The sequence below is a fragment of the Streptomyces sp. NPDC007162 genome, assembly GCF_040634175.1.
In the GTDB taxonomy this organism is placed as follows: domain Bacteria; phylum Actinomycetota; class Actinomycetes; order Streptomycetales; family Streptomycetaceae; genus Streptomyces.
Window position 1 is genome coordinate 1 of record NZ_JBEYFC010000086.1, and the last position, 24,693, is coordinate 24,693.

The window sequence follows — 24,693 nt, forward strand, 5'->3', positions numbered from 1 at the left end:
CTCACGTCCGAAAGCCGTCGTCATGTCACCGGGCAGCCAGGCCGACCGGTGACATGACGCCCTGGCCTCGCCTCACGCCTGGATGGTGACCAGCTTCTGGCCGTTGCCCGTGAGGATCTCGAAGTGGTTGATGTCTCCCGGGGACATGGCAACCGCCCCTGGGATCGTGGTGCCGCGCAGGTACTCGCCCGCCCGCCAGCTGGCGCCGTCCGCTCTGGCTCCGCCGGGTCCGACCGCCTGCAGCCGGCAGGTGATTCCGGCGGGTGCCCCCTTGGCGGAGACCTGCAGGACACTGCCCCAGGCAGAGGGCGAGACCTTCACCGAGGCGGAGACACCGGTGGCGGGATCGCTTCCGGAGAAGGTGCGGTAGGCAGTCGGTGCGGTCGGCCCGGGCGGCGACGCCTGGCTTCCCACGGTTCCGACGGCCGCCAGCCATGTGCCGCCGACCGCTGCCGCGAGGAACGTCAGCGAGGCGGCAGCGCCGGCCAGTTGCAGACGCCAGGTCCTACGGCGCCGGGCCGCGGCCTGCTGGAGCAGCCTCTCCAGCACACCCCTCGCCGACACCTTCGACACCGCGGGCGCGGCGGGCCGTTCGGGCAGGAAGCCCTGCGCGCTTTCGGCTGCCCGTGCCACCAGCCGGTCGGCCAGGTCCGTGTCGGCCGGCGGCACCGTCCGGCCCGAGGCTTCGGCTTCGGTCACCGTCGCCAGCAGCGCGGGCAATCCCGCCAGCCGGGTGTGTTCGGCCCGGCACTCGGCGCATTCCGCGAGGTGGATACGCACCTCTTCCGTTTCTGCCGAGGGCAGCGTGCCCAGGACGTATCCCCCCAGCGCCAGCCGGAAGGCGTCGTGCTCCGCACTCACGGTCGCCACCACCTCCTGCCCGCCGCTGTCATGGCTCGATGCCCCGTTCCTGCAGCGCCAGCCGCAGGGCGTGCAGGGCGTAGTACGTCCGCGACTTCACGGTGCCCAGCGGGATGCCCAGCGCCTGTGCGGCCTCCGCCATGGTGCGGCCCCGGTAGTAGGTCTCCAGCAGGACGGCGCGGTGGTCCGGGGACAGCGAGCGGACGGCGTCGGCAACCGCCCAGCTCTGCAGTGCCTGCTCGATCCGGTCCTCGCCCGGCGTCTGCTCGGCGGCCCGCTGAAGGGCCTCGCCGCCGGTCTCGGCCGGCCTGGCCTGCCGGGCCCGGTGGGCGTCGATGACCACATGCCGGGCGACCGTACACAGCCACGCCCTGGCCGGGCCGCGGGCGGGGTCGAACGCGTCGGGATGCTGCCACGCTCGCAGCAACGTCTCCTGCACCACATCCTCCGCCCATTGCCAATCTCCTGACGTCAGTCGCAGTACATAGCGGAACAGGGCTCCTCCGTGCTCCGCGTACAGAGTGCGCAGCAGTTCCTCATCTGCGGTCGAAAGCGTCCCTTTACCAGAGACACGGCGCGCGGAGCGATCCGGATCGGTCTTTGGACCACGCTTTCGGGAACTCCAGTGCATAAGCCGATCATCGCTCACATATACCGCTTTGTCCTGTAACGCACAGCAGGGGAAAGATGACCCTCCGTGCGGGGCTTCGGGGAGGCCGGCTGATCTACGACCACGCCAAGAAATCTCATAAAAAGTGCATATCCATCGAACCGTGGGAGCCCCGCCGTCCGTGGAGCCGGACAAGAGCCGGCTCACGCGCAATTCCTCATGGATTCCCCATGCGACAAGAGACGGATCAGAAGTGACCGAGATGCACCACGCGAGGGACGCGGTCCTGGTGCCGGCCACGCTCGGCCCGGCATGCGTGCGAGGGGCACACGCCCATGAACACGGCATCCACCACATAGTCCTGCGGTGACGTGCGCCGAGTCGGCGCGGTCCCCGCCTCCGCCTGATCAGTGAGGAACCAACACCATGGACCTGAACTTTCACATACCAGGCCGGCGATCACGCGCCGCGGCCGGGCTGGCTGTCGCCGTCGTCGCCGCTGCCGGCTCGGTGGGGCTCCTCAGCTCGTGCGGCCAGTCGTCGCATTCCTCGGCCAGTGGCGCCGGCGCCCTCACACCCGGTGCGGGTCAGCATCAGACGGCGGGGATGCCCGGCGCCACGGGGTCGGGGAAAGGCTCTTCCGGCTCCTCGCCGATGCCCAGCATGAGCATGCCCATGAGTCCCTCGAGCACCGGCTCGCCGACTACGCCGGTGACCGGGAACGCGGTGGCGATCAACAACTTCGCATTCTCCCCGGCCGAGCTGAAGGTCAAGGCGGGCACGAAGGTGACGTGGACCAATCAAGACGCCGACGCCCACACCGTCACCAGCGCCGGATCGGGCGGCCCGTTGCATTCGGCCGCCCTGGCCACCCACGCCACCTACAGCTTCACGTTCACCAAGCCCGGCACCTATGCCTACCTCTGCACCATCCATCCGTTCATGACCGCCACCGTGGAGGTGACCCGATGACCGACTACGACGACCGTCACGACGGAGCGCTGGCCGACGACGCCGGTCGGGCCGATACCGAGCACGGCATGACTCGACGTCAACTCATGCGGCACGCAGGGTGGTTCGGCGGCGCGGTGGTGCTGACCGTGGCCGGCGGAGAGGTGATCAGCCACATCGCCGGCCCCCGAGGCAGCAACGTCGGGGCCGCGGCAGACACCGCCGCGACGGAAAGCGGCACGCTGCGGTTCGTGCAGGTCTCCGACAGCCACATCGGGTTCCAGGGCCCGGCGAACACGAATGTGGCCGGCTCCTTCGCCGAAGCGATCAAGCAGGTCAACTCGCTCGGCTTCCGACCTGACTTCGTCATGCACAGCGGCGATCTGACCCACCTGTCCACGGCCGGACAGTTCGACCAGGTCAAACAGATGATGACCGGACTGAAGACCGACCGCGTCTTCACCGTGCCGGGCGAGCACGATTCCGTCGGCGATGTGGGCCGCGCCTACCGGCGCACCTTCGGCATGGGCACGCTCGGCGATGGCTGGTACAGCTTCGACACCCACGGCGTGCACTTCATCGCCCTGGTCAACACCCTGAGCCTGGAGAAGCTCGGCCACCTTGGCACCGACCAGATCGACTTCGTCCGCAAGGACATCGCCGGACTGTCGTCGGACACCCCCATCGTGGTCTTCAGCCACATCCCGCTGTTCGCCATGTACCCGAAGTGGGGCTGGAGCACCGACGACGCCCTCAAGGTCATCGCGCTGCTGCGCCGCTTCTCCTCCGTCACCTGTCTCAACGGGCACGTCCACCAGTTGTTCACCAAGACAGACGGCAACATCACCTTCCACTCCGCCACCACCACCGCCTACCCCCTGCCCCAGCCGGGCCGCGCTCCCGCCCCCACCCCGCAGGTCGTCCCCGCCCGGCAGCTCAGAGAAGCACTCGGCATCCGCAGCGTCGGCTACCGCCAGGGCGACCGCGAACTGGCCATCAAGGAGCAGAGGCTGGCATGAACACCCGAAGATTGCTCGCCCCCGCCCTGCGGTCGATGACCACCGCGACCCTGGCTGTCAGCGGATACATCCATGCCCAGCTCTACCTCGACGGGTACCGCTTCATCCCCGTCATCGGCCCCCTGTTCCTGCTCCAGGCCGGCGCTTCCTTCGCCCTCGCCGCCCTGCTGCTGATCGGAACCCCGCCCCTGCTGCTGAGGACCGCCGCGGCAGGCGTCGCACTCGGGGCTCTCGGCGGCTTCGCCGCTTCGCGCACCGTAGGAGTGTTCGGATTCACCGAGCACGGTCTGCAGCCCGAGCCACAAGCCGTCCTCAGCCTCCTCGCCGAAACCGGCACGCTGCTGCTCCTCGCCATCTGGCAGGTGGTCATGACCCGACAGCCCCGCGTTGCCCGAGCGCCCGTCAGAACACCCGACTGGGCCACCACCCGCACACCACCCGACTGAACCACCGCCACGAAGCCGCCCGGAACACGTGCGTCCTGGCTCGGGGTGCGGCGGGCGGCCCCGGCCAGGCCACACGGTGTGGCTGCGTGCGCGAAACAGACAGTCCGGCGGGGCGCACCCGGCTGCGTCCCGCCGACCGGCAGCGTCGGGAGGCGGGCCGGTCGCCACGCTTGCGGCATCGGCTTCGCCGCCGAACACACCGTCGACCTCACCGGCACTTTCTGCGCCGCCCGCCCCTCATCCCGGTCATTCCGGAACCAAGGAGTACCCCCATGTACCTGGAACCGCGCCCAGGAATCGCCTGGCCGAGCCCGCACCTGCGCGAACTGAAGAACGCCGTGCACGCCCTGCTCGGCCTGGACGACGACTCCGCCGTCATCATCCGCCAAATCATCAGTGGCGAAGTCGGCCACCCGTCGCCGGAGACCGTCGTCGCGGTGCTGCCCATGGACGGCGAGGCCCACCGCTGGACGCTCCACCGCCCCGCCGAGCAGATCACCGAGAACGAGCTACGGGCCACCCTGCTCCGCCCCCGACCGAACTGACCGTCGCCGCACCGACCGGCGTCCGCCGCTCGGGAAGGGCTCCGCTCTCGCTTCGCGCGCCACACCGCAGCCCCGGTTTTCCCCGCGGACGCGGGGATGTCCCCGAGCCCGACGCGGCGAGGAGGTCGAGCGTCGCCTGTTCCCCGACCCATGGGGCACGCCGTTCCCCGACCCATGGGGGACGCCGTACATCCCACCCGGTGCCGGGCTCGGGACGGCGCCGATCACGACGTTCCGCGCGTGGCCAGCGCGGTGCGCGCCAGCCCGCGCAGCCAGGCGTGGGCGTGGTCGGTGTCGTAGCGCTGATGCCACGACAGGTATACCGGTGCCGACGGCAGTTCGAGCGGGAGGGGGAGCACGACCAGGCCGAGGTCGGCGACCGCTGACCTCGTGGTGGCCTCGGGGGCGCTGATCAGGATGTCGGAGCCACGCGCGAACTCCAGCGCGGCCGCTTCCGTGGGCGCGGTCGCCACCACGCGGCGGGTGAGGCCGAGCCGCGCGAGGGCGTCGTCGATGGCATTGCTGAGGTTTCCACGGCGCGAGATGGTGACGTGCTCAGCGGCGGCGTACTGCTCTGCGGTGACGGACCTGACGCGGGTGAGGGGGTGCCCCTGCCTCACGACGATGACGAGGCGGGTCTCGCCCACGTTCTCGGCACGGATGTCCGGTGCGCTCGGGCGGTTGGCGTTCGCCTCCAGGTCCACCTCGCCGCGCCGCAACTCGGGTGTGTCGATGCTCGATTCCGCGACGAAGCGCAATCGCACGCCCGGCGCCTGACCGCGCACGGCCGCGAGCAGTGCGGGGCCGCTCAGGGCGACCAGGGATTCATGCCAGCGAAGGGTGAAAGTGCGCTCCAACGTCGCCAGATCGAGTTCACGGCTAGGTGCCAGCACCCCCTGGACCTGGTGCAGCAGTTGATGCACCTGTTCCCGGACGGCGATCGCGTACGGCGTCGGGGTCATCGTGCGGCCGGTGCGCACCAGGATCTGATCCCCTGTCGTGCGACGAATGCGGCCCAGACTCCGGCTCATCGCGGGGGCGGTGACATGCAGGCGGGCCGCCGCTCCGGCCACACTGCCCTCCTCCAGCAGCGCGTCGAGCGCGGCGAGCAGATTCAAATCCAATTGCATTTGAGTAATCCTAACCGTGCCTGACATGCATTTGAAGTTAATCTCACGGCTGCATACCGTGAGGCGAACGCGCAGGAAGCAAAGCGCGGTTCGGCCCTCGACGGGCCTCAGAACCCTCCTCAGACGGGAACACCACCATGTCCGAAACGCTTCAGACCATCGACGTCACCGCCTCCGACGCCGACCTGCTCGCCCAGACCGCGATCGCCGTGCGCGAGGCGGGTTCGGCACTGCGTGACCGCTTCGGTGAGGTGGTCCGGTACCGCACCCGCGAAGCGCTCATGCGCGCGCTCGCCGCCAACGACGACACGGCCCTCGACATCCTGCGCCCCCGCCTCACGCTCCTGCGCCCGGACGCCGGCTGGGTGGAGGACGAACTGGACGGCGGGGCGCTACCGCCCGGCGAATGGTGGGTCGTGGATCCGGCCGAAGGCAACGTCAACCACCTGCACGCCCTGCCGGAGTGGGCGGTGACCGCCACCCTCGTGCGTGCGAACCAGCCGGTGCTCACCGCGGTCCACCTGCCGCTGACCGGCGAGACCTACACCGCGCAGGCCGGGGCGGGCGCCCACCTCGACGGCCGGCCGCTGCACGTCTCCCGGACCGCGGACCTCGGTCTGAGCATCGTGGCCACCAGCCAGGCCCGGCCGGACGAGGACGAAGAGGTCGTGCGGCGCGTCGGCTCCTCGATCACCGCGATGCTCTTCGACGCGCTCGTCGTCCGCGCCGCCGTGCCCGCGACCCTGCACCTGCTGAACGTGGCCGCCGGCCGGATCGACGCCTTCTGGCAGTTCGCCGGTGCCCGCGCGGACCTGCTTCCCGGAGCGCTGCTCGTCACCGAGGCCGGCGGACGGATCTCCGACGCCGAGGGCCGCCCCTGGACCCCACAGAGCCAGAGCTTCCTGGCTGCCGCGCCCGGCGTCCACGCCGGGGCCGTGTCCACGCTCTCGCGCTGACCGCGCACCACGACCCGCAGGCACGGAAGGACCAGAGCATCATGACCACGATCGCAGTTCTCGGAAACGGCCGCGTCGGCAGCAACCTGGCCGCAGCCCTCGCCCGGGCTGGACACGAAGTGACGGTGGCGGACCGCACGCCGGGCGTCGCCGACGCCGCCCGGACCGCCCGGATCGTCATCAACGCGACCCCGGGTGCCGGCTCGCTGGACCGGCTGACCGCGCTACGCGAAGAACTCCGGGACAAGATCCTCGTCGACGTCTCCAACGCGACCACCGACGGACCGGACGGGCTGCCCGCCGATCTGATCTACCCCGGCTCGAGCCTCGCCGAACAACTCCAGGAAGCGCTCCCCGAAACACGCGTCGTCAAGACGCTCAACACCATGCTCTTCCCGGTGATGACCTCGCCGGCCACGCTCCCCCGGACTCCGACCGCGTTCCTCTCCGGCGAGGACCCGCAGGCCAAGCAGACCGTCCGCGGCCTGCTCACCGACCTCGGCTGGCAAGGGGAATGGATCACCGACCTCGGCGGGATCCGGACCGCCCGCGCCACAGAAGCCGCGGTCCTGTTCGTGCCGCACGTCATCCGGTCCGCCGGATTCACCCCCTTCGCGATCTCCATCGCCCGCTGACTGCCGAGTTGCGCCGGCTGGAGGTACCCGGAGACGGCGCGTGGCACAGGCGGCAGCGGGAACCATCACGGTGCTGCGGAGGTCACGGGGTCAGGAGCGAAGAGCGCGCAGGCCGGTGCGGATTTCGCCGACCAGGATTTCGGGCTGTTCCAGGGCCGCGAAGTGCCCACCCTTGTCGGCCTCGCCGTAGTGGATCAGATTGCTGTAGGTGTCTTCGATCCAGCTGCGCGGTACGCGTGGGATGTCCCTCGGGAAGACGGTCACCGCGACCGGAAGCGTCACCTTCGGGCCGGCGAAGGTGAGCGATCTGTTCTCCCAGTAGATGCGGGCGGACGACGCTGCGCTGTTGGTGAACCAGTAGAGGGATATCGCGTCGAGCATGTCGTCGACGCCGAGAGCGTCCTCGGCGAGGCCGTGGTTGTCGGTCTTGGACTGGAACTTCTCGTAGATCCAGGCCGCCTGGCCGGCGGGAGAGTCCGCCAGGGCGAATCCGACGGTCTCCGGCTTCGTGCCCTGAAGGTGGTTCGACCCACCGAGCTCGCCGGTGTAGAGGGCGAGGGTCTCCACGGCGTGGCGCTGTTCGGGCGACAGGGTGTCGGGTATGCGTGCGGGAAAGGCGTACTGGGTGTTCAGATGAATTCCGAGAAGCCCTTCAGGTCGCATGGCCCCGAGGGCGGTGGTGACGACGGCACCCCAGTCGCCGCCCTGCGCGGCCCATCTCGGGTAGCCGAGACGCCTCATCAGCTCCACCCATGCGCCGGCGGATGCGCGATACGGTCCACCCGGTCTCCGTGGGCTTCTGGGAGAACCCGAATCCGGGGAGCGACGGGATGACGACGTCGAACGAGTCGGCGGCGTCTCCTCCGAACGCAACCGGATCGGTCAGCGGGTCGATCAACCTCAGGAACTCCACGATCGAGCCCGGCCACCCATGCGTGAGCAGCAGCGGCATCGCGTGGGGGTTCTTGGACCTGACATGGATGAAGTGGATGTCCAGCCCGTCGATCTCGGTCAGGAACTGGGGGAAGCGATTGAGCTCGGACTCGAAGCGCCGCCAGTCGTAGCCGCGCTCCCAGTAGTCGACCAGAGTTCGGGCGTTCTCCACCCGAACCCCTTGCGACCAGTCGCCCACCGACGGTGAACGGGCGGAGGGGCGCCGAGGTCGGTGGCGTCGGTGCGGTCATTGGCTTCTTCTCCTGGGCTTCGAAGCACAGCACAACTCGCCAGCACCGCGGACAGGATCAGCAGCACCGAGTTCAGCGCCGGATACGGCAACTCCCGACGCCGGGCGTGCACCGGCATCGCGCCGACCATCATGACCACCAGCCCGGTCGCGGCGAGGGGCACCAGGATCGGGGCGATGCCCGTCACGGCCGGGAGGATCAGCCCGATCGCGGCCGGCACCTCGATGACGCCGAGCGCCTTGATCGCGGGCGGCGGCCGACCTTTGTACATGGTCAGGCCGGAAGCGACCAACTGCTCCTGTGACCGCAGCACCTTCGTCACACCGGAGAACAGACCACCACAGGGCGCTGCCCTGTCCACCCACTCCGGTCCCGACACCTTCGAGGGCGGCCCCACTCTCGACCGGAACCAGGGCGGCCAGGTCGTCTCACCGACCTGCTCGACGGCGTCAAGGACGACTTCAACCCCGCCCTGCTCACCCCGAAGCACTCACCCCGAAGCACTCACCCCGACAGCCGCGGGTCCTCGCCCCAGCCACCCCTTGCGGCGGCCACGTGCCGCGCGTACTCGTCCAGGATGCGGCGGGTCAGGGCCGGCGCGATCACCTCATCGCCCCGGCCACGGCCCGGATCCCGGCGAGGAGTCACCGGGCACCTCCCTGCGGTACCAGGTCGAGGGCGGCCTCCACGGCCCAGCCGCCGTCGGCCGCGGGGCCGGCGCTCACGGTCCCTCCGTACAGCGCCGCTCGTTCGCGCATGCCCACCAGTCCGTGTCCTTCCTCGTTCCATGGTCCGGGGTCTCCGGCCGGGCCGTTGTCGCGGATCCGGATGACGAGCCGTTCGTCCCCTACGACGACCGACAGGGTCACCCGGGTGCCGGCGCCGGCGTGTTTCAGCGTGTTGGTCAGGGCTTCCTGGACGATGCGGTAGACGGTCAGCTGCATTCCCCGGTCCAGGGCGTCCACCTCGCCGACGGTCCGGTAGACGATCTCCAGACCGGCCGCACGGACGCCGTCGCACAGCGTGTCGATGTCGACGAGGCCGGGCTGGGGGCTCAGTTCGGGCGCCTGGCGGATACCGTCCGACGCCTCACGCAGGACGCCGAGCACCCGGCGCAACTCGCCGAGTGCCGTGCGGCCGGTGTCGCCGATGAGGCGCAGGGCCTCCTTGCCGCGTTCGGGAGCGGTGTCCGTGGCGTACGCGCCGGCGTCGGCGAGGGTGATGACGACGGACAGGTTGTGGCCGACGATGTCGTGCATCTCGCGGGCCACCCGGGCGCGTTCCGTGGCGGCCGCGAGTCTGATGCGCTGGTCCCGTTCCGTCTCCAGCCGCGCCGCCCGCTCCCGCAGCCCCGCGAGCTGCGCCCGCCGGGACCGTACGGTCAGGCCGACGGCCAGGGCCGCGATCGACGTGCTCAGCAGGAAGAACAGCGCGTCCCAGACGGACATGGCCGGTGACACGCGCACCGCGACCAGCACCATTCCGGACACCATGACCGCGCAGGCCCACGGCAGCCGGCGCAGCCGCCCGTGCAGGGTCAGGCTGTACAGGGCCACGAACAGGGCGACGTCCGCGCGGAGCGCGGCACCCAGCGACCACTGCAGGACGAAGACGGCGAAGACGGCGACGAAGGCAGCCATGGGGCGGCGGCGCCGCCACAGCAACGGCAGCACCAACCCGGCCTGCAGGGCCAGTACGGCCGCCGGGGGGAGGTGGGTGAAGGCGAACGGGAACCTGCGGCGGCCGTCCGCGTCCCCGTCCCCCGAGCCGCCATGGTGCAGCAGGTCGGGCAGGCAGAACACGACGAAGACCAGCACCACCAACGTGGTGTCCAGCGCCCACGGGCGGGCCCGGTCCGCCTGCCGGAGCCGCTGGCCGGCCCGGGCGAACCAGGCGGCCGGCGGTCCCATGCCGTTGACGTCGTCGGTGGCCGTGGTGGTGGTCAAGGTCGTCACCTGCCCGTGGTGCGGGTGGTCAGACGTCGCTGCGCACCAGCCGGTACGCCGCCCCCGCCAGCACCAGCACCGTCCAGCCGAGGAACACCAGCAGCCCGGCCCCCGGTGACAGGGTGGTGCTGTCATGGGTCAGGGCGAACATCGACTCGCCCGCGTTGCTCGGGAGGTAGGGGCTGATGTTGTCCTGCCAGGAGCTGGGCAGCAGCGAGATCAGTCCCGGAACCAGCATCAGGGAGGCGACCAGTACCGATATGCCGCCGGCCACCGACCGCAGCAGGGCACCCAGCGCGGTGCCGATGACGCCGACGAGGCCGAGGTAGAGTCCGGCGCCCAGCAGGCTGCGTACCACTCCCGCATGGCCGAATCCCATGGCGGCGGGGGTGCCGGAGACGATGCCGCTGCCGAACCCGAAGGCGACGAACGCCCCCAGGGTGGCGACCACCAGGGCGACCAGCCCGAACACGGCCGCCTTGGACCACAGGACGGGCAGCCGGCGCGGCACGGCCGCGAGCGTCGAGCGGATCATGCCGGTGGAGTACTCCCCGGCCGTGACCAGCACGCCGAGCACGCCGAGGGCGAGCTGCGCGAAGTTGGTGCCGAACAGGGACAGGCTCACGGCCGTCGCGGTGGCGAAGTCCCGGTCCTGGTGCGGGGAGCCGATGTTGGACTTGTAGTGGCTGGCGGCGATCAGGCCGAAGGCGACGAGGAAGACCAGGCCGAGGCCCAGGGTGATCCAGGTCGAGCGCAGCGACCACAGCTTGGCCCACTCCGAGGCCAGCACCCGCCGTCCGGTCACGCGGTAGGCGGGGCGGACCTGGGGCGCCGGGGGCGCCTCGGCAGTCGTGGTGAGGGTGGTGCTCATGCGGACCTCCCGACGGTCTCCAGCGTTTCGACGGTCGTGGAGCCGTGGTACTCCACGGCATCCCTGGTCAGGTTCATGAACGCCTCCTCCAGCGACACCGTCCGTGCCGTCAGCTCGAACAGCGCGATCCCGTGTTCAGCCGCCTTCAGGCCGATGTCACGGGCGGTCAGCCCGGTCACCTGAAGTTCTTCGGAACCGGCCCGGCCGGTGATCTCGACACCGGGTCCTGCCAGCACCTCCCGCAGCCGGGCCGGGTCCTGGGTGGCCACCAGCACCGTGTCACCGCCCGCCTCCCGGACGAGGTCTCCCACAGTGGTGTCGGCCAGCAGCCGCCCTCGCCCCACGATGATGAGATGGTCCGCGACCAGCGCCATCTCGCTCATGAGGTGGGACGACACGAACACGGTCCGCCCCTCGTCGGCGAGCGATTTCAGCAGGTTGCGGATCCAGAGCACGCCCTCCGGGTCGAGCCCGTTGACCGGCTCGTCCAGCATCACCGTCTGCGGATCGCCCAGCAGCGCGGCCGCGATGCCCAGCCGCTGGCCCATCCCGAGGGAGAAGGCACCGGCCCGCTTCTTCGCGACGCTGCCCAGACCCGCCATCTCGATGACCTCGTCGACCCGGCGCCGGGGAATCCCGTGCGTGAGCGCGAGCGCCAGGAGGTGGTTGTAGGCCGAGCGGCCCGGATGGATCGACTTCGCCTCCAGAAGCGCCCCCACCTCCTGCAACGGGGCCTGGTGGCGGGCGTAGAGCTGCCCGTTCACCGCGACCGAGCCGCTGGTCGGGGCGTCGAGGCCGACGATCATGCGCATGGTCGTGGACTTCCCCGCGCCGTTGGGCCCCAGGAAGCCGGTCACCGTGCCCGGCCGGACGGCGAAGTCCAGGCCGTCGACGGCCGTCTTCTCCCCGTACCGCTTGGTCAGCTGCTGTGCGTCGATCATGCGCGTCTCTTCCTGTCGGAACCGGCGTCCGTCTGCCGCTCTCGACGCCTCACCGACAACGCTAGGAGTGCAAACGCCTGATCCGGTGATACCGGGGACTGATCCGCGCCCACCCGGTCGTACCGCGGTACTACGCGCGACCGCGCTCGCGATGATCGGCCCCGGACCAGGAGCTGTCCGCCCGCTCGTGTGTCGACGGCCGACGAGTTCTCAGCCCGCCGGCGGGGCGGAACCGGGCCCTGTGCCTCCCCCGGCGCCGCCTCCGACGATCGCGTCGATGTCCACCGGAGTGGAAGTGGCGTTCGGCGGTGGGGTGAGCACCACCACCTCCATCGAGGACGGCGGTGGCGGGGTCAGGTCGGACGCAGGCAGCGACGGCGGGCTGGTCTGTTTCAGGAGAGTCTGATCGAAGTTGACCAGGCCCGTCTTCTCCATGACCGTGATGTGATCGAGCACGGTGTCATTGGCCTGATCGGCCAGGGCGCGGACGAGCGTGTTCTTCGTGGTGGAGCGGATCTTCGCCACCGTGTTGAAGATCGACCCGTGCGTCATCCGCAGGATGTTGGCGAAGTCCGCGTCGAACTGCGAGCCGTTGTCGGCCGTCAGGGAGAACACGAAGCCCTGCTGCTGGGGGCTCGCCACATTGGGCAGCGTGATGTTCAGCAGGGGCGCGATCCTGCGGCAGGTGACGTCCAGTGCGGCATGTCCGTCGACGAGGTGGCGGCTCGCGGTGACCACGGCCTCCGTGGTGCCCTTCTGCAAGCCGATCTGGCCGACCGGGTACTCCCACAGCCCGGCCGCGCGCACCTTCACGACGAAGTCCCGGTCCGACTCGGTCAGCGGACCCCATTGCGTCTGGGCGATGACGGGGTCGGAGGAGACGGACACCGTGCCGGCTCCCCTGATGCTCGGGTAGACGAGCGTCGCGAAAGCGAGACTCATCGCACCGCCGATGACGAATGCTCCCGTCACGTTCCACGAGAAGCGCACTGGACCTCCTGCAGGTCATAGAGCCGTCCAGGGACGGTGGTTACGCAGCAGTACGGACGCAGGACCCACAAGACTCGGCAGGTCGGCGAATATTCGCCGCGTCCCAGGGGGACCGTGACGGCGCCGGAGGCGCCATGGCGCCGCACAGCAAGTGGATTGCCCTATCCAGTTTTACTGGTACGGTTGGCCCGAGGAAACGGAGTGACCCGCCCGGTTTCCGAATCGGATAGGCCTTTCCGGATGACTCTGCTTCCTCGGTCTCCGACCGCCCTTTCGAAAGGATCACCGTGACCAGCATCGCCATCGTCGGCGCCGGCCCTCAGCTCGGCCTGGCCATAGCCCGCACCTTCGGCTCCCACGGCTTCGACGTCGCCCTCGTCTCCCGCAGCCGGGCGAAGCTCGACCCCCTCGTGGACACGCTCGCCGCCGACGGCGTCACCGCCGCCGCGTTCCCCGCGGACGTCACCGACCGTGACGCGCTCAGCCAGGCGCTCAAGGACGCCGCGGCGACGTTCGGCGGCGTCGACGTCCTGGAGTACTCCCCGGCGGGGACGCTCGGCTCCACCGTCCTGACCACTCCGACCGGGACCGAACCGGCCCACGTGCAGCACGAGATGGAGTTCCAGCTGTACGGGGCGATCGCCGCGACCCGGGCGGTACTGCCCGCGATGCGCGAGGCCGGAGCGGGCACCCTGCTCTACACCACCGGCGCCGGCTCCATCGACCCGGTGCCCCAGGTCGGCAACGTCAACGCAGCCGCGGCGGCACTGCGCAACTGGGTGCTCAACCTGCACAAGGAACTGGACGGCACCGGCATCCAGGCCGCCCACGTCGGCATCGACGTCTCGATCGGCACCCCTGCCGTCCCCGGGTTCCCCACGGCCCAGGCCGAGGAGATCTCCCCCGTGTACTGGGACCTGCACACCACCAGGCGCGACCAGGCCGAACTCGTCTTCAGCCGCTGAGAACCCACCGGGCGAGAAAGGACCGCCATGGGGCCCCGCTGCTGGGCGTCTTCCTGTCACCGGCGTTCAGCGGTCGAGCGGCTCGTAGTCGAACCAGTCGAAGTGCACCGCGCCCGACGAGGCGAACATGCCGAGAACCCGTCCGGTGAAGCCGCCGGCGACCTCGGTGGACAGGTACCGGCCGTCGAGCGCGGCGAGCTCGGCGAAGGTGCCGTCCGGTTCCTCGACGCCGAGGGTGAGGGTGTCGGGGCCGGTGCGTGCGTCGGTCAGGGTTTCGACGGCGGCCGTCTCGACGCGGAGGACGAGGGGGCCGGGCGGTACCGGCCGGGACGCCACCACCGTGCTCACCGAGCCGATCCGGGCGAGGACCCGCACCTCTCCGGGCGCGGCCTCGATGTCGTAGTGGTGCCGCTCGTCGAGTCGGACGGCCAGGCCGCCTCGCCCCTCGCCGACGTCGACCAGGATCCGTGCCCGGCAGGACAGGTGCTGCTGCCGCCGGCCGAGGAAGGTCACGTCGGTGTCGTCGAGTGACGCGCCGCGGGCGCGCAGGGTGAGCCAGCCGGGCCGTTCCTTCGTGGTGCAGTCCTCCGGCGGACGGTGGCGCAACGAGACCCAGTGCGGAGCGAGTTCGCTGAGGTCGAAGTCGTCGCGGACCGGGGTGACGGGAACCGGCTGGAGCGGCCACCGTGGCGCGGGGGCCCGCAAGGAGAGTTCGCCGACGACCGGCCAGCCGTCGACCCAGTCGACCGGCACCAGGAAGGTCTCTCTGCCGAGCACGTGCCAGCCGGGGGTGCCACCACGCGGCCGCACCCCGAGCAGCACCATCCACCACGAGCCGTCAGGTGCCTGCACGAGGTCCGCGTGGCCGGTGTTCTGGATGGGGTGGTCGATACCGCGGTGGGTGATGATCGGGTTGGCCGGGCACGGCTCGAAAGGGCCGTCGGGGGTGCGGCTCCGGGCGATCGAGACGCCGTGGCCGCGCTCGGTGCCGCCCTCTGCGATCAGCAGGTACCAGTGGTCGCCGATCCGGTACAGGTGGGGCGCCTCCGGGGCCTTGGCGCCGGGCGACCCGGACCACACCTTGCGGACGGGGCCCAAGGTCTCGCCGGTGCGGGGATCGAGGCGGACCTGGCCCACGCCCGCGACCGTGCACCAGCAGGTGCCGTCCTCGTCCCAGGCGAGATCCGGGTCGATGCCGGGGACCCCGGGCAGCCGGACCGGATCGGACCAGGGGCCTGCCGGGTCGGTGGCCGTGAACAGCATGTTGCCGTCGCGGCTGACATTCGTGACGATCAGCCAGAACCGGCCGTCGTGGTGGCGCAGCGTGGGCGCGTAGATGCCGCCCGAGGAGCGCGAGTCGAGCGGCAGGCGCAGCTGACCGGGCCGGTCCAGCGCGTTGCCGATCTGGGACCAGTGCACCAGGTCGCGGCTGTGGAAGACCGGGACGCCGGGGAAGTACTCGAAGCTGGAGCACGCGAGGTAGTAGTCCTCGCCCACCCGGCAGATGCTCGGGTCGGGGTGGAAGCCGGGGATCACGGGATTGCTGAAGGCGGTGGTGCCCGTCTCGGGCAAGCTCGACACCCTGATCACGTCCTCTCGTGTATGGCGCAGTGGTACGACCACGATCGTCTGAGGTCCGGCGGTCAGCCGGTGAAGGCCGTCTGGAGGATGTCGGCGAGGAGGGCCGCGCAGGAGCCGTCGGGGTCGAGATCGGGGTCGTAGATGGTGAGGTTCAGGCCCACGCACCGTTCTGACCGCACCACGGTCCGCAGCAGCGGGGCGAGTTCGTGGGGCAGGAGGCCGCCGGGGTCCGGGCTGTCGACGGCGGGCATGACGGACGGGTCCAGCACGTCCGCGTCCAGATGGACCCAGAATCCGTCGGTCACGGGCCCTTCGAGCGTCCGCAGGACCGTGTCCGCCAGCTCCTCGGCGCCCCGCTCCCGGATCTCCCCCACCGTCGCGTTCATGATCTTCAACTCGGTGAGTTCGGCGCGCTGTTCGTCGTAGTCCCGGATGCCGAGGAGCCGCACGTCCTCGTCCCTGACGTACGGCCGCAGCCCTTCGAGGTCCGTCAGGTCCCGCTGGCCCCGGCCGGTCGCGATGGCCAGCTCTTCGCCACCCGCGGCACCGATGCGGTCGGAGTTGCCGGGGTGCCGGAAGTCCGCGGATCCGTCGATGACGGCGATCGCGTACCGCCCGATGCGGCGGAGGGCGAGCGAGGCGCCGAGCTGGATGGAACAGTCCCCGCCCAGGACGACCGGGAAGTTTTCGGCCCGGACGTGGTGCTCGATGCGGTCGGCGAGTTTGCGGGTGTACGTGGCGATCGCCGCGGCGTTGAACACCCCGTCGCCCTCCGCCCAGTCGCCGCGGTCGTAACGGGGCGGCACCACCACCCCGCCCTCGTCCGCCCCGAGCCGCCGCACCAGCCGTTGCTCGCGCAGCGCCCCTGCCAGCTTGTAGCACCCGGGCACGCTGCCCGCGGTGGGCGGCCGGAGGCCGAGATTGGACGGAGCGTCAAGGACGACCAGACGGCGCATCCGGCCATTCTGGCCGCGCGAAGCCCGGCGGGCCACCCCCTGTGGTCTCGGCAAGCCGCTGGACCGGCTGATCGTCACCCACGCCCACCCGGACCACCACAACGGCGCCGCCCGCTTCGGGGTCCCCGTCCACGCCCTGGCGCCGGTGCGCGAGCAGATCGTCGCGCGCGGCGACAGCCGGCTGCCCACCGGCCAGGTCATTCCGGTCACCGACTGCACGCCGACCGTCACCCTCGTGCCGGGCACCGAGGTCATCGACGGCGTCACCGGCTGGGAGCAGGCCCTGGACCTGCCGGCCGCCCCGACCGGCTACGACACGGAAGGCGATCGTGGAGCGTCACCCCTCGCTCGTCGGCTCCTTCCTCATCGACATCGCCGACAACTCCCTCAGGAGTGGGCGCTGACCACGCCGCCGGCGCTGAGCACGACGTAGACGCGGTCGATCTCGACACCGGCGTCCCGGCCGTTCGCGTCCATCGTCCCGGACACACCGCCGGCGTCGCCGAGGATCCGCGCGCGGTAGTGGTCCTCGCCGACCTTCGTGACCTTGGCCGTCCAGCCGCCCATCAGCTCGAAGGTGCCCGGCCCCTGGTGTCCGCCGCCCATCCAGGCCTCGACCCGGCCGTCCTCGGTGAGCACGAGGAACATGTCGTTGGCGTCGAGCCCGGCGTCCCGGTGGTTCGCCTCCATCGTGGCCAGGACGTCACCGTGGTGCACGAGCTTGAGCAGGTAGTGCTGGACGCCGAGCCTGCGGATCTCGGCCTTGCTGCCGTCGGGCAGGGTCCGGGTGCGGACCGGGGACGCCGTCCTGGGCGCGGCGGCAGCGGTGGTGGCGCGCCGCGCGGCGGTCGTCTGCGTCCGCATACCGCTCTGGGCCTCGTCCGCGGTGGTCGTGGCCCGGCCCGCGCCGGACGTGGCCGCGGAGACGTTCTTCGGGTGGCCGGCGGCGTCCTTGCCCTCGCTCTGGCAGGCGGTCAGGGACAGTGCCGCCGCGGCGGCGACGGTGAGCAGGGCGGCCGAACGGGCGGTACGGCGGGCCCGGTTGGTGGTCATGATGAAAGCTCCCCCATGGACTGGTCAGGACCTGTTGCGTTGCACCCCGTGAGAGGGCGCCGGGGCGGGTGGCGTTCACCCGGGTCTGTCCGCGTTCGGTAACAGGAGAGTTCGCTCCGGCCGCCCGGCTGAGTACGCCTACTCATGCCGCCCCGCACCCGGGGCGGGGACGATGGGCCGTGTCGGCGGGCGGACGGGAGACGGGGCCATGGGCAGATTTCTGGGGGCGGTGGTGGCCGTCGTGGCGGCGGGGGCCGCGCTGGTCTTCGCGTACGTCGCGGGGGCACCGCCCGCGGTGGTGTTCACCGTCGGGGCGGGCGCGCTGAGCCTGTTGTGGCTGCTGCTCCTGCTCACGGTTCCCTGGAACCTGTACTTCCGCGCGCACGCGGTGCTCGCCGAGACGGCGGTCAGCCGTGCCAAGGGCATGGAGATCCCCCCGGCCAGGGACGTCGAGGCGGCGCGCATCGCCCGTACGATGCTGCGGGCGGCGGTCGCGGGGCACCTCCTGACGGCCGGGGCCGTCGTCGCGGTCGCCTGGGCGACACGCGAGTTCACGGGCTACTGGTTCGCCGGGTTCTTCCTGCTGAGCACCTTCTTCCGGCCGGCCGGCGCGTACTTCGCGCAGTTGCGGCGGCGCCTCGGCACCCTCCTGAGGGAGGTCACGTTTCCGCGGGACGACGTCGTCGAACTGCACCTGCGGCTGGACCGGGCCGAGGCCGGGACGCGGGTCCTGGAGGAGAAGGCGGAGGAACAGTACCGGGCCCTGGCCGAACTGCGCCGCACCGTGGACGCGTTGGCGATGAGCACGTACGAACGGGCCGAGGAGACGGACCGCAGGATCGCCGCGCTGGGCCGGGAGTTCGAGTCCACCGTGAACCGTCTCACCGACAACCAGGAGATCATCGCGGGCGTGAAGGCGTTCCTGCGCCTGCTGCGCTCCCCCGACGCGGCCGACGGCACCCCGGTCTCCGGCTGACGTAGGTTGGTCCGGTGACTGATCCTGCGCCGGCCGGCGGTGGTCGCGGTGCCCGCGGCGGGCTTTCCCGAGGTCCGGGAACGGTTTCCCGGGTACGCGTTCGACGCGGTGGGTTCGGGGCGGATCTGGCCGGAGGCGGGGGCGGAGGTGCTCGCGGCCACGCACCAGACCTGGGTGCGGGATCCGGCGAGCGGCCGGTACCTCTTCGACGTGTTCCGTGAGCCGCACGAGGGCGGGACGTGGATCTGCCGGCGGGACGAGAGCCTGCGGCTGCCGTACGAGGCGGTCGTCGCCCGGACCGCGGACGGCGTCCCCTACCTGGTACCGGAGTTGGTGCTGCTGTTCAAGGCGAAGGAGTCGCGGGCCGAGGACGACGCCGACTTCGCGGGGGTGCTGCCGCTGCTGGGCCGGGCACGGCGCGATCTGGTCGGTGGGTGGCTGGCGCACGTACATCCCGGGCACCCGTGGCCGGCGGAACTGGCGCAGCGGTGACGCGGGGGCGGCCCCGAGGGGCCCCGGCCGGGTGCGCCGTAGCCCCTCGGGGCCGCCGCGGAGGCGGTTTCGAGGGGCTGCGTGCGGTGCGCTCCGCCGGACGGGATCAGGTGCTGCGGCGGCGCGCCGGGGCGCGCGAGGCGGACTTGGGCTCTCGGCGCAGGGAGGTGGGCTCGGCCCCGGGCCGTGCGGTGCCCTCGGTGTCCTCGGTGTCGAGCACCTGGTCGCCGTAGAGGTCCTGAAGCCAGTTGGTCTGGTAGATGGTGTCGAGGTAGCGCTCGCCGAGGTCCGGTGCGATGGCGACCGCGGTGAGGTCGGAGGTGCCGTGGCGGGACAGCCAGTCCGTCGCGCCGCTGACCACCGTGCCGGTGGAGCCGCCGAACAGGAAGCCGTGCCTGGCCATGCGGTGGCACATCCGGATGGTGTCCGGCTCCTCGACGCGGATCACCTCGTCCACGAAGGACTCGTCGAGCAGCGGCGGGCGCATGCTCATGCCGAGGCCCGGGATCATCCGGCGGCCCGGTTCGCCGCCGAACGCCACGGAGCCCGCCGCGTCCACGGCGACGATCCGCACCGGCCGGTGCCACTCGCGGAAGTAGCGGGCGCAGCCCATCAGGGTTCCGGTGGTGCCCGCCCCGACGAACAGGACGTCCAGTTCCGGGAACCGGCGGGCGATCTCCGGCGCCGTGGTGCGGTAGTGCGCCGTCCAGTTGCCGGGGTTGGTGTACTGGCTGAGCCAGACGTATCTGTCGTCCGAGGCGCACAGGTTGCGGACGTACTCGATGCGGGTGCCCAGGAAGCCGCCGTTGGAGTCCTGGTCGGCCACGATGTGCACGTCGCTGCCGAGTGCCTCCATGAGGAGCCTGGTCGACAGGTTGCAGCGGGAGTCCGTCACGCACAGGAACCGGTAGCCCTTGCTCGCGGCGATCATGCTGAGCGCGACGCCCAGGTTCCCGGACGAGGACTCGACGAGGACGGAGTCCGCTGTCAGGAGTCCGTCCCGTTCGGCGCTCTCCACCATCTCGTTCGCGGCCTTCAGTTTGATGGATCCGGCGAAGTTGAAGGCCTCGCACTTCAGATAGAGCGCGTGTCCGCAGATGGACTCCAGGTCGACGAAGAGATCGCCCTCGTTGAAGGCGTGGGGAGCGGAGATGACAGGCACGGCGGGCCTCCTGGTGCCGGGCCGAGGACGACGGTCTCAGCCGTACCGGCGCAGTTCGTGGAAGAAGTCATCGATGAGACGCAGGTCTCCCGACCGGGACACCTCGTCGTAGACGTACTTGCCGACGGCGAGGTCGAGGACGCCGAGTCCGAAGGGCGAGAAGATCACCGGGCGGTCGGGCGGCGGAGCGGCCCGGCCGGACATGACGTCGCCGAGGGTCCCGTTCAGGAAGTCCCGGTCGCCGGTGAGTTGTTCGGCCAGATGGGGCGACGTGTCGGCCTTCAGGCAGTGGTCGACGTCGTCGACGAAGTTGGCCGCGCCCAGCAGGACCTCGGGGGCGAGGTCGCGCAGGGAGACGTGCAGGACCAGCGGGTTGTGCGTGAACCAGGCGGGGTCGGTGACATGGGGCCGGCCCGCGATGGTGGCGAAGACCACGAGGTCGCTGCTGCGGACGAGGTCCTCGGCGCGGTCGTGGACGGTGATCCGCGCGGCGCTGCCGGTCCCGCGCAGGTAGCCGCTGAAGCCGGCGGCGCTGTCGGCGGACAGGTCGTGCACACCGACCTCGTCGAAGTCCCAGCCGGTGCCGGCCAGGAAGGTGTGGATGTAACGGGCGATCAGGCCCGTACCGAAGAACCCGACCCGGGTGGGGCGGGCGCGGCCGCGGCTGAGCCAGTCGGCGGCCAGGGCCGCGGACGCGGCCGTCCTGGTGGCGCTGATGATCGAGCTCTCCAGGCAGGCGAACGGGTAGCCGGTGTCGTGCTCGTTGAGGATGAGCACCGCGGAGGCCCGTGGCAGTCCGGCGCTCACGTTGTCCGGGAAGCTGGAGATCCACTTCAGCCCGTCCACCTGGACCGGGCCGCCCAGCGAGGCCGGCAGCGCGATGATCCGCGAGCTGGGCCGGTCGGGGAAGCGCAGGAAGTACGACGGCGGGTTGACGGAGTCTCCGGCGTCGTGCAGCCGGTAGACGGCCTCGACCAGCTCCACGAGCTGTTTCTCGCGCCCGCTCAGCGCCTGTTGCACCTGTTCACCGGTGATCACGGCGAAGGTCGGCAGGGGTGTCCGTCCGGGTCCGGCGGACGCGGTGGCCGTCGGCAGTGTGTCGGTCATCGCTCGCTCGCCTCCAGGGCCGGGCAGTCCTGGGCCGGCCGGACGGGTTCGCCCATGCCGACGAGGACCTGCCGGTCTCCGCTGAACGCCTCTCGGCTGTGCGCGGTGCGGATGTTGTCCACGAGCAGCAGGTCGCCGGCCTGCCAGGGGTCGCGCCGGGTGTGCGCCTCGTAGGTGGCGTTGATGGTCCGGACGACGTCCTCGGGGATCGGGGAGCCGTCGCCGTGGCGGGTGTTGAAGGGCAGCCCGTCGGCTCCGTAGACGTCCACCAGGTATTCGCGCACCTCGGGGGTGAGCGTCCACTCGTTGAGGAAGGCGATCTGGTTGAACCAGCAGCGCCGGCCGGTGACCGGGTGCCGGACCACGGCGTTGCGGCGCTGCTCGGTGCGGAGTGTGCCGTCGGGCTGCCAGGTGAAGTCGATGGCGTTCGCCCGGCAGTAGCGCTCGATCTCGGTGCGGTCGCCGGTGCCGAAGGACTCCGTGAGGCTCGCGCCGATCTCGTCGTTGTAGGTGCGGGTCAGGATCCAGCCCTCCCGTTCGAACCGCTCGGTGAGGCCGCTGGGCAGGGCCCGCAGCACCTCCTCGGCGTCGGCCAGCGCCGTCGCCCCGCCCTGCTCGGGTGCGGTGAGGCAGGCGAACAGCATCAGGCCGGGCACCTGGAGCGAGTAGCTCAGCTCGTGGTGCATGCACATCGGCTGGTTGGCCGGCCAGGGCGTGGAGGAGTAGAGCCCCCGGCCGTGCGCCTCGCGGGGGGCGAAGGCCTCGTGCTCGGTCATGAGCTGACCGGCCAGCCCCGCGAAGACGGCGCCCGTCCGGCCGGCGTCGCGCAGCCCGAGGCCGCGCACGAGCAGCGCCCCGTGTTCGGTGACCTGGGCGCGCAGCGCGTCGCGGTGCTCGGCCGCCCACTTCGGGGCGTCGTCGGGCGGGTCGACGCGCAGCAGTGGCGGCCTGTCGGGTCGTGGCTCCACGTCGAGTGGTGATGCCAGGGAGGAGAACGGCATCTCGGGTTCCTTTCGGTCGACCGCCTGGGGTGTGACGGGTCGGGACGTCGGAAGTCGGTCAGGAGGAGGCGAGGGGGAGGAGGGTGTCCAGCACGGCCCGTGCCGCCTCGGCGGGCCGGGTGCGGGTGAAGTGGTGTCCGCCGTGGTCGAGTTCGTGGAGTTCGACGTGGTCGGCGAGGAGCCGCCAGTCCCGGTGCCGGTGGTCGTGGCCGGCGGTGTGCGGGTCGTCGGCGGCGACGACCACCGTCACCGGTGCGGGCAGCCTGACCGGCGGCGGCGCCTGAAGGGCCGCGTGGAAGTAGCGGTGCGCCGAGAGGCAGTCGTGGCGGTAGGCGGCGGCGATGTGCTCGGCGTGCCGGGTGTTGAGCTCGGCGAGTTCGGCGTGGCCGCCGTCGGCGGCCAGTCGCGCCGCGATCTCGCGGTCGCTGCGGCCCGTCAGTTCGGTGACGGCGGCGCTTCGTTCGGCTGCGGTGCCGAGCAGGTGGGCACCGAGGAAGATGCGGGTCACCCGCACGCCCCGCTGCTGGAGCCGCCTGGCCGTCTCCACGGCGGGCGCGGCTCCCGACGAGTGTCCCCACAGCATGACCTGGGTCAGGCCGCGTGCCGCGATCTCGGCGGCGCCCCGTTCGGCCACCTCATCGATCGGGGCGAAGGGTTCGGGGGGTGCGGCCAGGTTGTGGCCGGGCAGGTCCACGGCGAGCACCGCCAGGCCGCTGTCGGCCAGCGCGCTCGCCATCGGCTGGTAGTTGACCGCGTTGCCGCCCGCGTACGGGAAGCACACCAGGGTGTTCTCGGGCGTGCCGCTGCCGCCCGAGAGGGACAGCAGCAGTTCCTGCTGCGGCCGGGCGGCCGGGCCCGCCAGCAGGGCGGCCAGGTCGGCGAGGACCGGGTGCCGGGTGATGTCCTTGAGGGAGACCGCGCGGTCCAGTGCGAGGCTGAGCCTGACCGCGGTCAGTGAGGTGCCGCCGGAGTCGAAGAAGTGGTCCGTGCGGCCGATCCGCTCCTCGGGGACGCCGAGCAGTTCGGCCCAGACCGCGGCCAGCCGCCGTTCGGCCGGGCTCAGTTCACCCGCGGACGGCTCGGCAGGACCGGACGCTTCCCCGGCCAGCTTCGTCAGTGCCTTGCGGTCGATCTTGCCGTTGGGGGTCAGCGGCAGGTTCTTTCGCCAGTGGAAGGCCGAGGGGACCATGTAGTCGGGCAGGGTGGCGGCGAGCGCCTCCCGCAGCTGCTCCGCGGGCCGTCGTTCGCCGCTGTGGAAGGCGATCAGGTGCTTGCCGCCACCGCCGCGCTCGGCGACGACCACCGCGCCGTCCCGCACTCCGGCCACCCGCAGCAGCGCGTTCTCGATCTCGCCGATCTCGATCCGGAAGCCGCGGATCTTGACCTGGCTGTCCCGGCGGCCGAGGAACTCCAGTTTGCCGCCGGGGTGCCAGCGCCCCCAGTCGCCGCCGAGGTAGAGCCGTTCACCGGGCCGGTAGGGGTCGGTCCGGTACGCCTCCCGGGTGCGCTCGGGGTCGTTGACGTACCCGCGGCCGACGCAGACGCCGGAGAACGCGATCAGTCCCGGGGCGCCCAGCGGCAGCAGCGACAGGTGCTCGTCCACGACGTAGACCCGGACGTTGCCGACGGGCCGGCCGAGCAGCACCCGGTCGGGCACCTCGCGGAGCAGTTCGTGGTTGGTGTCGTCGGACGTCTCCGTCAACCCGTAGGCGTTGAGCAGCCCGATGTCCGGCTGGACCGCGAGCCAGCGCTGGACCAGCTCGCGTCTGAGCGCCTCGCCGGTGACCGACACGCATCTCAGGTCGGGCAGCGGGCGCGGGTGCCGCTCCAGGTAGGAGACCACGACCTCCAGGTACGACGGCACCAGCTGCGCCACGCCGACCCGGCCGCGCTCCAGGGTGTCGACGAACCGCGCCACGTCCGTGATCACGTCCTGTTCGACGAGCAGGGTCCGGCCGCCCACCAGGAGCGGGGCGAGGAGCTGCCACAGGGAGATGTCGAAGCACTGCGGGGCGGTCTGGGCGACGACGCCGCCCTCCCCGATCGCCAGGTCGTCGATCTTGGCGTGGAGGTGGTTGAGCATGCCCGCGTGCTCGCACATCGCGCCCTTGGGCTCACCGGTGGAGCCGGAGGTGAAGTAGATGTAGGCGAGTTGGCCGGGGTCGACCGGGACGCCGGGGTCGTCGTCGGCGTGCGGTTCGGCGTACGCCTCCTCGACCGGCAGCTTCTCGGTCCCCGGCAGGCCGGCCAGGGCCTCGTCGAGGGTGCCGGTGCTGCCGGTCCCGGTCAGGACCAGCCGGCAGCCGGCCCGGGAC

At 71.2% G+C, this 24,693-nt stretch carries 26 protein-coding genes and 2 pseudogenes; 10 read left to right on the plus strand and 18 right to left on the minus strand.

Annotation, left to right across the window (positions count from 1 at the left end):
• Positions 1–72 precede the first annotated feature (72 nt).
• Together ABZ646_RS13235 and ABZ646_RS13240 are read right to left on the minus strand one after the other, a co-directional pair.
• A complete protein-coding gene (locus ABZ646_RS13235; RefSeq protein WP_360517108.1) occupies positions 73–861 on the minus strand; it encodes a zf-HC2 domain-containing protein in 789 nt (262 codons plus the stop codon).
• A 28-nt stretch (positions 862–889) separates the two neighbouring features.
• Positions 890–1,828 carry a sigma-70 family RNA polymerase sigma factor gene (locus tag ABZ646_RS13240; protein WP_360517111.1) on the minus strand — a complete coding sequence of 313 codons (939 nt, stop codon included), beginning with the start codon at positions 1,826–1,828 and terminating at the stop codon, positions 890–892.
• 318 nt (positions 1,829–2,146) lie between these two features.
• On the opposite strand from ABZ646_RS13240, the gene ABZ646_RS13245 reads away from it, so the two are divergent.
• The 4 genes from ABZ646_RS13245 (at position 2,147) to ABZ646_RS13260 (ending at position 4,432) form a co-directional block, all read left to right on the plus strand.
• Complete coding sequence (locus tag ABZ646_RS13245) at positions 2,147–2,443, plus strand: plastocyanin/azurin family copper-binding protein (RefSeq protein ID WP_360517114.1); 297 nt, start codon at positions 2,147–2,149, stop codon at positions 2,441–2,443.
• A complete protein-coding gene (locus ABZ646_RS13250; protein WP_360517117.1) occupies positions 2,440–3,441 on the plus strand; it encodes a metallophosphoesterase in 1,002 nt (333 codons plus the stop codon). Before ABZ646_RS13245 ends, ABZ646_RS13250 begins: the two co-directional genes overlap by 4 nt.
• A complete protein-coding gene (locus tag ABZ646_RS13255) occupies positions 3,438–3,887 on the plus strand; it encodes a hypothetical protein (RefSeq protein WP_360517120.1) in 450 nt (149 codons plus the stop codon). The genes ABZ646_RS13250 and ABZ646_RS13255 overlap by 4 nt, the downstream gene beginning before the upstream one ends.
• Before the next feature lie 272 nt (positions 3,888–4,159).
• Complete coding sequence (locus tag ABZ646_RS13260; protein WP_360517123.1) at positions 4,160–4,432, plus strand: hypothetical protein; 273 nt, start codon at positions 4,160–4,162, stop codon at positions 4,430–4,432.
• Positions 4,433–4,656: 224 nt separating this feature from the next.
• Here ABZ646_RS13260 and ABZ646_RS13265 read toward each other — a convergent pair whose 3' ends face one another.
• Positions 4,657–5,562, minus strand: coding sequence for a LysR family transcriptional regulator (locus tag ABZ646_RS13265; RefSeq protein WP_360517178.1), 906 nt, complete (start codon positions 5,560–5,562; stop codon positions 4,657–4,659).
• Positions 5,563–5,699: 137 nt separating this feature from the next.
• On the opposite strand from ABZ646_RS13265, the gene ABZ646_RS13270 reads away from it, so the two are divergent.
• Together ABZ646_RS13270 and ABZ646_RS13275 are read left to right on the plus strand one after the other, a co-directional pair.
• Positions 5,700–6,518, plus strand: coding sequence for a 3'(2'),5'-bisphosphate nucleotidase CysQ (locus ABZ646_RS13270; RefSeq protein ID WP_360517126.1), 819 nt, complete (start codon positions 5,700–5,702; stop codon positions 6,516–6,518).
• A gap of 41 nt (positions 6,519–6,559) precedes the next feature.
• Complete coding sequence (locus ABZ646_RS13275) at positions 6,560–7,153, plus strand: NAD(P)-binding domain-containing protein (protein WP_360517129.1); 594 nt, start codon at positions 6,560–6,562, stop codon at positions 7,151–7,153.
• A gap of 90 nt (positions 7,154–7,243) precedes the next feature.
• On the opposite strand, the gene ABZ646_RS13280 is transcribed toward ABZ646_RS13275, so the two are convergent.
• The 8 genes and pseudogenes from ABZ646_RS13280 to ABZ646_RS13315 form a co-directional block, all read right to left on the minus strand.
• A complete protein-coding gene (locus ABZ646_RS13280; protein ID WP_360517132.1) occupies positions 7,244–7,894 on the minus strand; it encodes an alpha/beta hydrolase in 651 nt (216 codons plus the stop codon).
• Positions 7,806–8,258, minus strand: coding sequence for an epoxide hydrolase (locus ABZ646_RS13285; RefSeq protein ID WP_360517135.1), 453 nt, complete (start codon positions 8,256–8,258; stop codon positions 7,806–7,808). The genes ABZ646_RS13280 and ABZ646_RS13285 overlap by 89 nt, the downstream gene beginning before the upstream one ends.
• Positions 8,165–8,659, minus strand: coding sequence for a DoxX family protein (locus ABZ646_RS13290; protein WP_360517138.1), 495 nt, complete (start codon positions 8,657–8,659; stop codon positions 8,165–8,167). The genes ABZ646_RS13285 and ABZ646_RS13290 overlap by 94 nt, the downstream gene beginning before the upstream one ends.
• A 188-nt stretch (positions 8,660–8,847) precedes the next feature.
• Positions 8,848–8,981 (minus strand): annotated as a pseudogene (locus ABZ646_RS13295) (DNA-binding response regulator); the annotation flags it as partial.
• Complete coding sequence (locus tag ABZ646_RS13300; RefSeq protein ID WP_360517181.1) at positions 8,982–10,247, minus strand: sensor histidine kinase; 1,266 nt, start codon at positions 10,245–10,247, stop codon at positions 8,982–8,984.
• A gap of 64 nt (positions 10,248–10,311) precedes the next feature.
• Entirely contained in the window at positions 10,312–11,154 is an 843-nt protein-coding gene (locus ABZ646_RS13305) for an ABC transporter permease (protein WP_360517141.1), read from the minus strand.
• On the minus strand, positions 11,151–12,095 hold the full coding sequence (locus ABZ646_RS13310) for an ATP-binding cassette domain-containing protein (protein WP_360517144.1): 945 nt from the start codon (positions 12,093–12,095) through the stop codon (positions 11,151–11,153). The genes ABZ646_RS13305 and ABZ646_RS13310 overlap by 4 nt, the downstream gene beginning before the upstream one ends.
• 210 nt (positions 12,096–12,305) lie before the next feature.
• Positions 12,306–13,037, minus strand: a complete 732-nt coding sequence (locus tag ABZ646_RS13315; RefSeq protein WP_360517147.1) for a DUF4142 domain-containing protein — start codon at positions 13,035–13,037, stop codon at positions 12,306–12,308.
• 335 nt (positions 13,038–13,372) lie between these two features.
• Between ABZ646_RS13315 and ABZ646_RS13320 the strand changes: the two genes are divergently transcribed.
• Positions 13,373–14,050, plus strand: a complete 678-nt coding sequence (locus tag ABZ646_RS13320) for an SDR family NAD(P)-dependent oxidoreductase (RefSeq protein ID WP_360517150.1) — start codon at positions 13,373–13,375, stop codon at positions 14,048–14,050.
• Between the two features lie 66 nt (positions 14,051–14,116).
• Here the strand turns inward: ABZ646_RS13320 and ABZ646_RS13325 are convergent, their stop codons facing one another.
• On the minus strand, positions 14,117–15,631 hold the full coding sequence (locus tag ABZ646_RS13325; protein ID WP_360517153.1) for a glycoside hydrolase family 43 protein: 1,515 nt from the start codon (positions 15,629–15,631) through the stop codon (positions 14,117–14,119).
• Between the two features lie 62 nt (positions 15,632–15,693).
• On the minus strand, positions 15,694–16,587 hold the full coding sequence (locus ABZ646_RS13330; protein WP_360517156.1) for an arginase family protein: 894 nt from the start codon (positions 16,585–16,587) through the stop codon (positions 15,694–15,696).
• Between ABZ646_RS13330 and ABZ646_RS13335 the strand changes: the two genes are divergently transcribed.
• Positions 16,553–17,020: a hypothetical protein gene (locus tag ABZ646_RS13335; RefSeq protein WP_360517159.1), complete on the plus strand. Its 468-nt coding sequence runs from the start codon at positions 16,553–16,555 to the stop codon at positions 17,018–17,020. The genes ABZ646_RS13330 and ABZ646_RS13335 overlap by 35 nt on opposite strands.
• Here the strand turns inward: ABZ646_RS13335 and ABZ646_RS13340 are convergent.
• Positions 16,975–17,640 carry a hypothetical protein gene (locus ABZ646_RS13340; protein WP_360517161.1) on the minus strand — a complete coding sequence of 222 codons (666 nt, stop codon included), beginning with the start codon at positions 17,638–17,640 and terminating at the stop codon, positions 16,975–16,977. The two genes, ABZ646_RS13335 and ABZ646_RS13340, sit on opposite strands and share 46 nt — an antisense overlap.
• A gap of 208 nt (positions 17,641–17,848) precedes the next feature.
• Between ABZ646_RS13340 and ABZ646_RS13345 the strand changes: the two genes are divergently transcribed.
• Both ABZ646_RS13345 and ABZ646_RS13350 read left to right on the plus strand, forming a co-directional pair.
• Positions 17,849–18,616, plus strand: a complete 768-nt coding sequence (locus ABZ646_RS13345) for a hypothetical protein (RefSeq protein WP_360517163.1) — start codon at positions 17,849–17,851, stop codon at positions 18,614–18,616.
• Between the two features lie 42 nt (positions 18,617–18,658).
• Positions 18,659–19,108, plus strand: a pseudogene (locus ABZ646_RS13350) (hypothetical protein); the annotation flags it as partial.
• 106 nt (positions 19,109–19,214) lie between these two features.
• Here ABZ646_RS13350 and sbnA read toward each other — a convergent pair.
• The 4 genes from sbnA to ABZ646_RS13370 all read right to left on the minus strand — a co-directional run.
• Positions 19,215–20,270, minus strand: coding sequence for a 2,3-diaminopropionate biosynthesis protein SbnA (gene sbnA / locus ABZ646_RS13355; protein WP_360517166.1), 1,056 nt, complete (start codon positions 20,268–20,270; stop codon positions 19,215–19,217).
• Positions 20,271–20,306: 36 nt separating this feature from the next.
• Positions 20,307–21,377: a 2,3-diaminopropionate biosynthesis protein SbnB gene (sbnB, locus tag ABZ646_RS13360; RefSeq protein WP_360517169.1), complete on the minus strand. Its 1,071-nt coding sequence runs from the start codon at positions 21,375–21,377 to the stop codon at positions 20,307–20,309.
• The gene (locus ABZ646_RS13365; RefSeq protein WP_360517172.1) at positions 21,374–22,378 is read right to left on the minus strand and encodes a TauD/TfdA family dioxygenase; all 1,005 of its coding nucleotides are present in this window, start codon (positions 22,376–22,378) and stop codon (positions 21,374–21,376) included. The genes sbnB and ABZ646_RS13365 overlap by 4 nt, the downstream gene beginning before the upstream one ends.
• A 58-nt stretch (positions 22,379–22,436) precedes the next feature.
• The coding region (locus tag ABZ646_RS13370) for an AMP-binding protein (protein WP_360517175.1) at positions 22,437–24,693 on the minus strand (2,257 nt) is incomplete at its 5' end.